The organism is Nesterenkonia sp. YGD6 (assembly GCF_022565895.1).
Lineage (GTDB): Bacteria > Actinomycetota > Actinomycetes > Actinomycetales > Micrococcaceae > Nesterenkonia.
The window spans coordinates 323,637-335,853 of record NZ_JAJOYY010000005.1 but is presented as its reverse complement, the minus strand read 5'-3'; the positions used below and the strand labels follow the sequence as shown (position 1 = coordinate 335,853).

The following is a 12,217-nucleotide window of genomic DNA, read 5'->3' as shown; positions in this document are numbered from 1 at the left end:
CGAGGTGGAAGGCAGAACATCCGGTCAAGAACGGGTCTGCACTTGATGAAGGTTTCTTCAAGATCACGCTTTCGGGCAATGCCGGGTCCAGCCATGCGGTTGACTCCTCAGCAAGCCACTGGTGATCTCAACATAGGAGGAACCCATGAAGACCACGACATCCGCAGCATTCATCGGCGCGTTCGCACTCACGGTCGCGCTGACCGGCTGCGCCACCGCCGAGGATCAGTCCGACGAGACCCCATCCGATCAGGGAGAGGCTGCAGAGGAGACCGCAGCGGAGTACAACGAGGCCGATGTCGACTACATCTCCGGAATGATCCCGCACCACCGACAGGCAGTCCACATGTCGGAGATGCTGCTGGACAAGGACGATGTGGAGCCGGAGGTGGAGGCCCTCGCCGAAGACATCCGCGAGGCCCAAGGTCCCGAGATCGAGCAGATGGAGTCTTGGCTGGACGCCTGGGGTCAGGAGGAAGCGGGCCCGGACCAGGGGGACATGGGGGACATGGACCACGGCGACATGGGCGACGGCATGGACGGGGGCACTATGCAGCACGAGGGCATGATGAGCGAGGAAGACCTCGACCAGCTCCAAGAATCGACCGGCTCGGCCGCTTCTGAGATGTTCTTGGAGCAGATGATCGTCCACCATGAGGGCGCCGTCTCCTCGGCGGAGCAGCATCTCCAGGACGGGGCGAACCCCGAAGCCCTGGAGCTGTCAGAGGACATCATCGACTCTCAGCAGGCCGAGATCGAGCAGATGGAAGAGCTCCTGGAAGACCTCTGAACCGGGTCCTAGGAGTCCAGCTCAGAGAAGACGTTCGGTGGTCTCCCCGCCGTCGAGGGTGCGAAGCACTGACTCGCCCACGACCAGCAGCACCTCGACGGCGCCGTCGGCAGTCGAACTCGCCCCCAGGGCAGAGACCTCACCGAGGGATTGCTGGCTGACGGTCCAGCTGTCTCCCACGTCGTGGCTGATCAGCAGGTGTCCCTCGACGCTTGCACCCACGATCGTGGTGTCATCGACCCAGGTCAGAAGCCGGATGAGCTGCGGTGTGTCCAGCAGATCCCATGCGGCGCCGTCATCTGATCGCAGGACGCCCGCTTCGGTGGCAGCCAACATCGCTCCTGAGCCCTCGGCGATCGCGACCGATGCGGGCATGGAATCGATAGGCAGGGTCTCCCATGTCCGACCATCCGCGCTGAGTCGCAGTTCGCCGTCGAAGCCGAGCACACGGTCAGAACTGGCCGCCAGTGCGTGGAAGTCAGATTCACCTCCCCGGGAGAGCACCTTCCAAGTCTCGCCCCGGTCGGTGGACTCGATGAGTCCGAGCGGCTCCGGGAGATCCACCCCCGGCCCCGGGTGGCCAGACGCCAGGTAGCGGCCGTCGGGGGTCACGGTGAAGCCCATCAGATCGATCTCGGGGCCGACTGCAATCGACTCCTGCTCCCGGAGCCGAAACAGGCCTTCGTGAGCGGCTAGCAGCACCACTGCCGAATCGGCCGGATCGCGGACGATCGCGTGGATGTGGGAGATGGGGGAGGTTGTGTTCTGGTCTGGGGCTGCCGGCGGAGCCTCCCGCGAGCAGGCCGCCAGGGCTCCCGCCCCGAGCACTCCCAGACCTCCGCCGATGAGGCGTCTGCGGTTCACGAGCTTCATCCGTACATCTCCTTCCCTCGTGGAATGACCAGCCCTCAACCCTATCTGCGCCGCATCGGCGGAGCGCGCTGGATCTCATGAAGATTCCATGAAGCTCGAGCCAGGCGTGGTCCACGCGTCAGGTGGGGTCACGCGCGCCCCGTGGACTCGTTCTACCCGACAGCCACACCTTGACTCATATACCCCCCAGGGGTATAAATGCAGACATGGACAATTCGTCGCGAGCACCCGAGCAGGCTGGACCTGGTCCCGCCGCGGACACCCCGCACCATGGCCATGATCATGGTCATCATCCGAGTCATGACGGCCATGAGGCTCCGTCGAGTCACACCGGACACGAAGGTCACAGCCACGACCATGGGGATCATGTCGGTCAGTTCCGCCGGCTGTTCCTGATCATGGTGGTGGTGGCCGTGCCGGTGGTGGGCTTCAACGAGATGTTCGCGCACCTTCTCGGCTATACGCTCCCAGACGCCCCCTGGGTGTGGTGGGTGTCTCCTGTGCTGGGCACCATCGTCTACCTCTGGGGCGGTCGCCCATTCCTGACCGGAGCAGCCTCGGAGGTCCGCGCCAGGCAGCCCGGGATGATGCTGCTCATCGGGCTCGCCATCACCGTGGCCTTCATCGCGTCCTGGGGTGCGACGCTGGGGATCCTGGACCATGAGCTGAACTTCTGGTGGGAGCTGGCCCTGCTGGTGGTCATCATGCTGCTCGGCCATTGGATCGAGATGCGCTCACTGGCTCAGACCACCTCTGCCTTGGACTCCCTGGCAGCGCTGCTGCCCGATGAGGCTGAGAAGGTCCAGGGCGACGACGTCGTGAAGGTCGCTCCGGCCGCTCTGGCCGTCGGCGATGTGGTGATCGTCAGGCCTGGCTCTTCGGTCCCGGCCGACGGGAGGATCATCGACGGAAGCGCCTCGATGGATGAATCCATGGTCACCGGTGAATCGAAGCCGGTCCGCCGCGGGACCGGCGAGCACGTCGTCGCCGGCACCGTGGCGACAGACTCCGGGCTGCGCGTCGAAGTCGCGGCTATCGGGGAAGACACCGCTCTGGCCGGGATCCAGAAGCTCGTGGCGGATGCTCAGGCTTCCTCCTCCCGGGCTCAGCGCATCGCGGACCGGGCCGCAGGCTGGCTGTTCTGGTTCGCTCTGGGGGCTGCGGTCCTGACTGCACTCAGCTGGGCCGCGCTGGGCATGCCCGAGGCTGCGGTTGTCCGCACGATCACCGTGCTGGTGATCGCCTGTCCCCACGCGCTGGGTCTTGCGATCCCGCTGGTGGTCTCGATCGCCACCGAGAGGGCCGCCCGGGGCGGCGTTCTCGTGAAGGACCGGCTGGCCCTGGAGTCCATGCGCACGGTCAACGCGGTGCTCTTCGACAAGACCGGCACGCTCACCAAGGGGGAGCCCACCGTCACAGGGGTCCACCCCGTGGGGAATCACCAGGACGACGACGTCCTTGCCCTCGCCGCCGCCGCAGAGTCAGACAGCGAACACCCGTTGGCCCGGGCGATCATCGGCGCCGCACGGGGCCGGGACCTGAATGTGCCGCGGGCCAGAGACTTCTCCTCATCTCCCGCCGTGGGGGTCAGCGCCACCGTTGACGGCAGCGTCGTGGAGGTCGGGGGTCCGCATCTTCTGGACCAGCGCAGACAGGACGCGCTCACGGTCACCGAGCAGTGGCGCGAAGAAGGCGCGATCATCCTCCACGTGCTGATGGACGGTGAGGTGATCGGAGCGCTGCGGCTCGCTGATGAGGTCCGACCCGAGTCCCACGCTGCCATCGAGGCGCTCCATGCCCGACGCGTCGAGGTTGTGATGATCACCGGGGACGCCCAGGCAGTTGCCGACACCGTCGCCCGAGATCTGGGCATCGACAGAGTCTTCGCCGGGGTCCGACCCGAGGACAAGGCGGCGAAGGTCGCCGAGCTCCAGGCAGAGGGAAAGAAGGTGGCCATGGTGGGTGACGGCGTCAACGACGCTCCTGCCCTGGCGCAGGCCGATGTCGGCATCGCCATCGGCGCGGGCACCGACGTGGCCATCGGATCCGCCGGGGTGATCCTGGCGAGCTCCGATCCTCGCTCCGTGCTCTCCGTCTTCAGGCTCTCCGAGGCCAGCTACAGAAAGATGAAGCAGAACCTGTGGTGGGCCGCCGGATACAACATCGCTGCGGTGCCGCTCGCCGCGGGCGTGCTGGCGCCCCTCGGATTTGTGCTCCCGATGAGCATCGGCGCGATCCTGATGTCTGCCTCCACCGTGGTGGTTGCTCTCAACGCCCAGCTGCTCCGCCGCCTTGACCTCTCCCCTGGGGCGAGCACTCCGGAGGTCACCGACCACGGCGCATAGGGCGGCGAGGGGAGAATCTGGGAGGACCCCCACCGGGACATACAGCCAGCCTCGATACCATGGTCGATCTGAGGCGGGCCACGCAGCGCTCGCCCCAGGTTCATACGACGGATCGAGAAGGGGCCCATGTTCTGGAGGACCGTATCCGCAGCCGGGTCCCGCACGAGGCGCCTGCAGGTCGGCGACCACGCCGTGGATGTTCACGGGACCTTCGCTCCGCAGCGACCCCAGGTCCTGTTGGTGCATGGACTCGGCATGTCCGGCGAGTACTTCCAGCCCCTGACCGACGTGCTCGCGGCCACCCACGATGTCTACGCGCTGGATCTGCCGGGGTACGGCAAGACGCCCAATCCGGAGCGGGCGCTGAGCATCTCGAAGCTGAGCGAGGTGGTGGCCGGGGTGGTCACCACGCTGGAGCTGGACTCCCCCGTCGTCGTCGGTCACTCGATGGGATGCCAGATCGTCGCCGACGCCGTCGCCACCCACCCGGAGATGTTCGCCGGCTACGTGCTGATCGGGCCGACAGTGGACCCGTCCGCGCGCAGCTTTCTCGCCCAGAGCTCACGGCTGATGCGCGACACCCTGCGCGAACCCCCACGGAACAACTTCATAGTGTTCCGCAACTATGTGCGGATGGGCCCGCTGCGCTACCTGCACACGGTCCGACACATGCTTGCCGATCGGACTGAGGAGTCCATCCAGCGCTGCACGATTCCGGGCCTGGTGGTCCGCGGTGAGAATGATCCGATCGCCTCGGCCGAGTGGGCGCGGCAGCTGGTGGACCTCGCCCCCGACGCGAGCCTGGTGGAGATCCCCGACGCTCCGCATGCGCTCCAGATCCACCGGCCGAAGGAGCTCGCCTCCGCGTGTGCCCCGTTTCTGGCAGCCGTCGACGGCGAGCGCCCGGGCCCGCAGACGACGGCGCCCCGCGCGTGACCAGCCTCCCGGCTTCGGCCACTCCTTCCTCCGGCGCGCGGGAGCGTCTGCGAGGGGCATCCGAGCTTGGCCGCAACCTCGGCGCCTGGGTCCACGACTACGCCTACGCGCTGCGCCGGCAGGCGTCCGGACTGCTGCGTGGGCCTGATCCGAAGGCCTACCGCCGGCCCGAGTCAGGGAAGCCCGCCGTGCTGCTGCTGCCGGGGATCTATGAGACCTGGGCCTTCATGCTCCCGGTGGCCAACGTGCTGCGGGAGCAGGGCTATGACGTGCACGCCGTCGTGGACCTGGGGTACAACGGCGGCACCATCGAGGACATGGCAGACCTGGTGGATGACTACATCCGCCGTGAGGGCGTTCAACGGTGTGTGCTGGTGGCCCACAGCAAGGGCGGGCTGATCGGCAAGCTGCTGCTCACCCGGCAGAGTGACGCTGACCCGGTCTTGGGGCTGGTCACGCTGAACACCCCGTTCGAAGGGTCACAGCTGGCCCGACTGCTGCCGCTGCCCGCGCTGCGGCTGTTCCTGCCACGCTCCCCGGAGCTGGCCGAACTGGGCGCCAGCCGGGACGTGGATGCGGACATCATCTCGATCTATGGTCGCTTCGACCCCCACATCCCCGGCGGGAGCCGCCTCGAAGGTGCACACAATGTGCAGCTGGAGACGCGGGGACATTTCCTGCCGCTGAGCGATGCTCGGGCGCACAAGGCGATCCTCGACGGGGTCCGGCGCATCACGGGTTGATGAGAAGGTACGTGCCAGCGCCGCTCAAGACCTGACCGGCACCGGCACATCGCAGAGCAACGGGCTCGGACACGTCACTGCCTGGGTCGGACCGTGAGCGCCTGGGTCGCTGAGCCGACGGGTCCCTTGAGGTCATGAATGATGGACTGTGTCAGTCCGCGCCCATCGGGTCCGAAGGAGACCGTCGTGTCATAGCCCACCCACTCCCCTTCTGGAGCACGGAAGATCTGGGTGGAGAGCTCCACGTTGGGGAAGAGCACGTCACCTGGGTCTGAGCGGACGGCGACCCCGTTCGCGACGTCGAACAGTCCGACGAAGCGAGACAGATCGCTCACCCGTTCGTCCGCGACGAGGGAGTGGGGGGTGCGGATCCAGGCCTGGGAGCGCCCTTCGCCCAGGACGCGGCGCTTGGATTCGATCGAGCGGATGAGCCCTCCGGGCCAGACTGTGCTCGCATCCCACGGTTCAAAGGTCGCCGGTCCGGGAATCTCCGCCAACGCGGTTCCCTCCAGCCGGGCGGTGTCGAACTGAGCCAGCAGCCAGCCGCGCAGGAGCACCGCCGGACGCGAGTCATGCCTCAGCTCGACCTCCACCAGCTCAATGGTCTTGCCGGGACGCAGCACGCGGGCGACGACGTCGACCTCACCCACCGGCAACGGTCCCAGGATGTCGTAGTGCAGCCCCGTGATGCGCAGCGAGTCCTCACGGCGTTGATCTCTGTCTCGCTCCATGACATGTGCCATCAGCCCCAGCGCAGGCGCGATGTGCTGCATGTCTTCATCCCAGGCTCCACTCGCATGTTCGGTGGCCTGAAACCGTGTCTCGTCGATCCGTTCGAAGTACGCCATAGAAGTCTCCTCGTGTGTTCAGTTCTGGGCGTCCTGGATCAGCAGGGCCTCGCCCTGGCCGACGCCAGACCGACTGCGGCGAAGGCGTCGTTGATCTCGAAGAGATCCAGCTCAGTCGGGTCGAGGGAGCCCTTTCGCTGCTGGAGGGTCACCGGGACGACTTACTCGTCATAGCACCCTTCCGTGATCTACGATCATCACACATGCTAGTGACATATAACGTACGTTATTTATATGTACAACGATATGTCGGTTAACTCTGACTAGAATGACATGATGAGCACCGCCCAGCAGGTCCCAGCGCGCACGCGGCTGCTCCAGGCTGCTGACCACATACTCTTCGAAGACGGCATCCGCGCCACGCCCGTGGACGAGATCCTCCGTCGGGCGCGCGCGTCTCCAGCCACCTTGTACTCACACTTCGGCAGCAAGGACGCGTTGACCGCGGAGGCCCTGCGTATCCGTTTCGCTGACTGGCGGAGCAGCTGGGACGAGCAGGTGATCTCCGCGAACAATGACACCGAGCGGCTGCTGGCCGTCTTCGACGCCTTGGCCGCCTACAGGGAGGACCGGCAGCACCCATCACGCTGGTGCGCGTTCCTCGCAGCCGCCACTGAGCTGATGCCGGAAGCCGGAGAGATCAGGGACGTCCTGGACGCGGACACAGCCTTGTTGCGCACACGGCTGGTTCACCTCTCCCGCCCCCTGGCAGCTGATCGAGCCCAGGATCTTGCCGAAGGAGTGCTCCTGGCCTACGACGGGACCTTGACCGCGTTCCTGCGCGGCCACCCTCGGTCGCCGATCGAGGCGGGTCGTCGTCTGGCCCTCGCAGCGGTTCAGGCCTACACCCAGGGCTGAGCGGGCCGTCGCGCCTGCACCGGTGATGACAGGGCGGGGACGCGGACCAAGCCGGGTGGCCACCACTGTCGGTGACCTTTCATCCGGCTGACTGAGACCCCGTGCTTTGTCCCGGTGCCAGGAGTAGTCTGCGAACGTCTCTACCTGCTCGAACCAGCTACCAGGAGATTGCCATCATGCGCGCAGCTCGTTACTACGATCGCAAAGACATCCGCATCGAAGAGATCGACGAACCTCAGCTGAAGCCGGGACACGTGGCCATCGACGTCGCCTGGTGCGGCATCTGCGGCACCGACCTCCACGAATACCTCGAAGGCCCGATCTTCGTCCCGGCCCACGGACACCCGCACCCCATCTCCGGTGAGTCCGCACCGGTCACTCTCGGACACGAGTTCTCCGGGACCGTCACGGCAGTCGCCGACGACGTCAGCGACCTCACGTCCGGCCAGAAAGTGGTGGTCGAGCCCTACATCATCCGCGAGGACGTGGAGGTCAAGCCCGGGGTCGATTATCAGCTCTCCCCGGACATGAACTTCATCGGCCTCGGCGGTCGCGGGGGCGGGCTCAGCGAGAAGATCGTGGTCGAACGCCGCTGGGTCCACCCGATCGCGGATCACGTCCCCCTCGATCACGCCGCACTGATCGAACCTCTCGCGGTAGGCCACCACGCCTTCGTCCGATCCGGCGGCAAGGCCGGTGGCGTCGCGGTGGTCGGCGGCGCAGGCCCGATCGGTCTGCTCACCGCCGCGGTACTGAAGGCGGAAGGCCTCACCGTCTTCATCTCCGAGCTCTCCGAGGCCCGCAAGGCCAAGGCCCGGGAGACCGGCGTCGCCGACGAGGTCTTCGATCCCCGCGAAGTCGACGTGGCAGCGGAGGTGCGCCGCCGCACCGACGGCCGTGGAGCCGACGTCGGCTTCGAATGCTCCTCGGTCCCGGTGGTCCTGGACATGCTCCTCGATGCGGTGCGTCCCGCCGGAGTCATCGTCAACGTCTCCATCTGGGGGCACAAGCCCGCCGTCGACATGCCGAAGCTGGTGCTCAAGGAGATCGCCCTGCTGGGCACCATCGGCTACGCCAACGATCACCGACGCGTGATCGAACTCGTCGAGGACGGCAAGATCGACCTCGGTCCGTTCATCACCGGCAGGATCGGCCTCGACGGGCTGGTCTCCGAGGGGTTTGAGCAGCTGATCAACAACAACGAGCAGCACGTCAAGATCATCGTCGACCCGCGGGCTTGACCCCCACGCGGACCTGCAGGTGGCCGCCGCGCGCCGAAGCGGACCGGAGGTCTGCGCAGTCACGTTCCACCGCGGCCCACGGGTGCGCCTCGATATCCGCCCCGCCCAGTCGGCACGCAGCCCTGGCCAGCGGGCTCAGCAGCGCGCTGACTCCGCTGGGCCGCTGCATGTCCAGCACCCCCAGCTCCGCCTCGGGCTCCGTCAGCTGCCACATGTTTCCCCAGGCTCGCACCCACGGGTCCATCAGAGACAGCGAGTACGTGGCCAGCCCGACGCGTGAGAGCCCGCTCCCACCAGCCTGCGTCATCTCCTCTGAGACCTCGGCGGCGACCATGGTGGTGGCGTCGGCCTGGATCAGGATCACGTTGTCCCAGCCGTGACGCTGCGCCCGCTTCCTGGCCTGGACGAGCATCTGGGCGCTGCGATCGATGCCCACGATGACCCCGCGCAGGCCCACCCGGTTCTGCAGCGGCCCGAAGTTCAGGCCGGTGCCGCACCCGAGGTCGAGAACCTGGTCTCCCTCGCGCAGTGCGAGTGACTCGATGAGCCGTCGTCGTCCGGCGCCGTAGACGGGTTGCTCGGCGGAGAGCAGATCGTAGAACGGGGCGAAGGCCGTGTACTTCTCGCGGGTGTATCTCTCGGCGCTGTCCTTCTGCAAGGCCCGGCTCCTCTCCCGCGTACGCTATGCACAGCACCTCCCAGGGTATGCGCTGACGCTGACGCCGACCCCTCTCGCCGCCGTTGAAGGAGTTCACCGTGGATGGTCTGATCGATCTGCTGGTCATCGGCGGGGGCACGGCGGGGATCGTGGGGGCTAAGACGGCAGCGCGCCTGGGTGCACGCACCGTCCTGGTCGAGCAGCACCGCACCGGCGGCGACTGTCTCTGGACCGGATGCGTGCCTTCGAAGACCATCCTCTCGGCGGCCGCCCACGCCTCCCTGGTCCGCGAGGCCGCCGACACCGAGCCCGATTTCACCCAGGTCAGGAAGCGGATCCGCGCGACCATCAGCACGATCGAACCCGACGATTCGGCGGAGACCCTGGAAGCCGCTGGGGTGACGGTGCTGCATGGAATCGCCCGGTTCACCGCCCCCGGGGTTGCCCAGATCTCTGGGGTGTCCGGGGGCGCGGGCGAGCGGATCCGCTTCCGTCAGGCCCTCATCGTCACCGGCAGCTTCCCTTCGGTGCCCGAGATCCCAGGTTTGAAGGACGCCGGGCACGTCACCTCCGACACGATCTGGGAGCTGACGCAGCTGCCGCCGCGTCTGGTGGTGATCGGCGGCGGCCCGATCGCCTGTGAGCTGGGCCAGGCCTTCGCGCGGCTCGGCTCAGACGTGACGGTGCTGGCCCGTTCGGGACTGCTCCCCAAGGAGGACCCCGACGCCGCCGCCCTGGTGCAGGCGAGCCTGGAACGCGATGGCGCCACCGTGCTTGTCAATGAGGAGCCCGCCCGCGTCCACCGTCGATCTGACGAAGCCGAAGGGGCCGACGGTGCGGACGGTGCGGACGGACACATGGTCACCACCTCGGCAGGCCGGCGGCTGGAGGCCGACGTCGTCCTGGTCGCCACCGGGCGGACCCCGCGGAGCGCAGGCCTGGGTCTGGAGCAGCTCGGGGTGGAATGTGACGAGGCCGGACACGTGCTCGTGGACGACACGATGCGCACCTCGAACCGCTCCATCTGGGCCGCCGGGGATGTCACCCCGCACCCGAAGTTCACCCACCTGGCAGCGGTCCACGCCAGCACCGCCGCCTCCAATGCGGTCCTCGGCCTGCGGCGCCGAGTCAGCCGCACGGTCCCGCGGATCACCTACACCTCCCCGGAGGTCGCCGCCGTGGGCCTCACCGCTGTCTCCGGCCCGGGCATGACCACCTCGACGGTCTCACCGGAGCACACCGACCGGGCGCTGACCGAGGACTCACCAGAAGGATTCGCCCGACTGGTGATCGGCCGGCGCGGCCGAATCCTCGGCGGCACCCTCGTGGGTCCCCGGGCAGGTGAGTCACTGGGAGAGCTGACCCTCGCGGTCGCACAGAAGCTGAGCACCCGGCAGCTCGCGGGAATCACCCACGCCTACCCGACCTACAACGATGCGCTCTGGGACGCCGCGATCGCCCATGCCCGCGACGGACTGGACTCCCCCGTGGTCAACACGGCGACCAGCGCGCTGGCTGCCCTGGTCCGACGACGACGCCGCGGCCCTGAGTCTCAGCCCAGCGCCCGGTAGCCCACGACCACGCGGTGCGCCGCGCTCAGGCCGACCAGCAGCGCCCACACAGCCGCGATCGGGGCGGCCGCGAAGGGGAAGATCAGCCACAGGCTGTGCACCAGCACGGTCTCGGCCCCCTCCGCCAGGCCACCGATGAAGGAGAGCGACCGGCCGTCGTCAAGCTGCCTGCCGTCCTTCTCCGCGATGGAGGAGAACGCGAGGAAGGCGCCCCCGTTGACGTAGTAGGCGAAGAGCACCAGCAGGAACGGCAGCCACGGGGCGTCGAAGGCCGCGCTCGCACCGATGGCCACGCCCACCACCGTCGCGCCATAGACGATGAAGTCTGCGCAGATGTCCCAGAAGCCGCCCTGCCCGGAAGCCGGGGAGGACCCGCCGGCCCTGCGCCGGGCCAGCGGGCCGTCCAGCCCGTCGGCGACTCGGCAGAGCAGCCACAGGATCAGCGCCGGGATCCATTGCTGCGTCGCCGCGAGCACTGCGCTGATGAGGCCGGCGGCAAGGTTGAGGCCGGTGAGCCGGTTCGGGGTCACCCAGGGCACGTCCAGCACGCGGGCAGCAGCGTCTGTAGTCGGGGCGAGCGCGGACCGGAGCAGCGCATCAAACATCGGCTCTGCCGCTGCTCCCGCGGAGCCGCACCGCGTAGGCGATCCCGGCCAGGGTCAGGACGCCGAGCACCGCGAATGCCAGCTCGGCCTGGAAGCCCGATTCAAAGCCGAAGGCGCCCAGCGCCAGGTAGCTGGCTGTGCCGGGGACGATCCCGATCAGGGTGCCCAGAAGGTAGGGCCACCAGCCCAAGGAGGTCAATCCGGCCGAGTAGTTGATCGCGGTGAAGGGCAGCACCGGGACCAGCCGGACCCCCACGACGGCGGCGAACCCGTGCCGGTCCAGGACGGCTTCGAACCTTGCGACCCGGGTCCCGGTGAACCGCTCGACCGCGTCGCGGCCCAGCCGGCGGCCCAGCCAGAACGCAGCGGAGGCTCCGGCCATCGCGGCGGTGTAGACGATCAACAGACCCGGGCCGAACCCGAAGAGCACCCCGGCACCGATGGAGAGCACGTTCTTCGGCACTGGGGCCAGGGTCAGTGCGGCGTAGGCGATTCCGAATCCGATCGGACCCCACCAGCCCGTGCCGGCGACCAGGTTTCGGATCTCCTCCACCGACGGGAGCGGAAGCAGGAGAGCCGCGGCGGTGAAGACTCCCAGCGCCAGCACCAACAGCGCGGCTTTGGCCACGGCTGCTCGGCGCCCAGACTGCGCCGCCGCGGAGGGTTCCTCCGGGGCCGCAGACCTGAGGCGAGCCGGCTCCTGGTCAGTCACTCTTGAGAGCGTACTGGAGCCGGGAGCCCGAGTGTTC

At 67.7% G+C, this 12,217-nt stretch carries 12 protein-coding genes; 7 read left to right on the top strand and 5 right to left on the bottom strand.

Translation table 11 applies throughout. The features are described from left to right. The first annotated feature begins 145 nt into the window (after positions 1-145). Positions 146-790, top strand: coding sequence for a DUF305 domain-containing protein (locus LTI14_RS10445; protein WP_241476449.1), 645 nt, complete (start codon positions 146-148; stop codon positions 788-790). A 21-nt stretch (positions 791-811) separates the two neighbouring features. Here the strand turns inward: LTI14_RS10445 and LTI14_RS10440 are convergent, their stop codons facing one another. After that, positions 812-1,663, bottom strand: a complete 852-nt coding sequence (locus LTI14_RS10440) for a F510_1955 family glycosylhydrolase (protein ID WP_241476448.1) — start codon at positions 1,661-1,663, stop codon at positions 812-814. A 206-nt stretch (positions 1,664-1,869) separates the two neighbouring features. Here LTI14_RS10440 and LTI14_RS10435 point away from each other — a divergent pair, with 206 nt between their 5' ends. The 3 genes from LTI14_RS10435 to LTI14_RS10425 all read left to right on the top strand — a co-directional run bounded on the left by LTI14_RS10435 (position 1,870) and on the right by LTI14_RS10425 (position 5,687). Continuing rightward, complete coding sequence (locus LTI14_RS10435) at positions 1,870-4,008, top strand: heavy metal translocating P-type ATPase (RefSeq protein WP_446740388.1); 2,139 nt, start codon at positions 1,870-1,872, stop codon at positions 4,006-4,008. Positions 4,009-4,134: 126 nt separating this feature from the next. Next, entirely contained in the window at positions 4,135-4,944 is an 810-nt protein-coding gene (locus tag LTI14_RS10430) for an alpha/beta fold hydrolase (protein ID WP_241476447.1), read from the top strand. Beyond that, positions 4,941-5,687 carry an esterase/lipase family protein gene (locus LTI14_RS10425; RefSeq protein ID WP_241465844.1) on the top strand — a complete coding sequence of 249 codons (747 nt, stop codon included), beginning with the start codon at positions 4,941-4,943 and terminating at the stop codon, positions 5,685-5,687. Before LTI14_RS10430 ends, LTI14_RS10425 begins: the two co-directional genes overlap by 4 nt. A gap of 74 nt (positions 5,688-5,761) precedes the next feature. Here the strand turns inward: LTI14_RS10425 and LTI14_RS10420 are convergent, their stop codons facing one another. Beyond that, positions 5,762-6,535 (bottom strand): thioesterase family protein, encoded by a 774-nt coding sequence (locus LTI14_RS10420; protein ID WP_241465842.1) that lies wholly within the window; start codon positions 6,533-6,535, stop codon positions 5,762-5,764. A gap of 276 nt (positions 6,536-6,811) precedes the next feature. Here LTI14_RS10420 and LTI14_RS10415 point away from each other — a divergent pair, with 276 nt between their 5' ends. Beyond that, positions 6,812-7,393, top strand: a complete 582-nt coding sequence (locus LTI14_RS10415) for a TetR/AcrR family transcriptional regulator (protein ID WP_241476446.1) — start codon at positions 6,812-6,814, stop codon at positions 7,391-7,393. 176 nt (positions 7,394-7,569) lie between these two features. After that, a complete protein-coding gene (locus tag LTI14_RS10410; protein ID WP_241476445.1) occupies positions 7,570-8,634 on the top strand; it encodes a 2,3-butanediol dehydrogenase in 1,065 nt (354 codons plus the stop codon). Here the strand turns inward: LTI14_RS10410 and LTI14_RS10405 are convergent. Continuing rightward, positions 8,612-9,292 carry a class I SAM-dependent methyltransferase gene (locus LTI14_RS10405; protein WP_241470722.1) on the bottom strand — a complete coding sequence of 227 codons (681 nt, stop codon included), beginning with the start codon at positions 9,290-9,292 and terminating at the stop codon, positions 8,612-8,614. The two genes, LTI14_RS10410 and LTI14_RS10405, sit on opposite strands and share 23 nt — an antisense overlap. A gap of 98 nt (positions 9,293-9,390) precedes the next feature. Between LTI14_RS10405 and LTI14_RS10400 the strand changes: the two genes are divergently transcribed. Next, complete coding sequence (locus LTI14_RS10400) at positions 9,391-10,863, top strand: dihydrolipoyl dehydrogenase family protein (protein ID WP_241476444.1); 1,473 nt, start codon at positions 9,391-9,393, stop codon at positions 10,861-10,863. Here LTI14_RS10400 and LTI14_RS10395 read toward each other — a convergent pair. Further along, on the bottom strand, positions 10,845-11,468 hold the full coding sequence (locus tag LTI14_RS10395; protein ID WP_241465835.1) for a CDP-alcohol phosphatidyltransferase family protein: 624 nt from the start codon (positions 11,466-11,468) through the stop codon (positions 10,845-10,847). The two genes, LTI14_RS10400 and LTI14_RS10395, sit on opposite strands and share 19 nt — an antisense overlap. After that, a complete protein-coding gene (locus tag LTI14_RS10390; protein ID WP_241476443.1) occupies positions 11,461-12,180 on the bottom strand; it encodes a TVP38/TMEM64 family protein in 720 nt (239 codons plus the stop codon). Before LTI14_RS10390 ends, LTI14_RS10395 begins: the two co-directional genes overlap by 8 nt. Between the last annotated feature and the right edge of the window lie 37 nt (positions 12,181-12,217).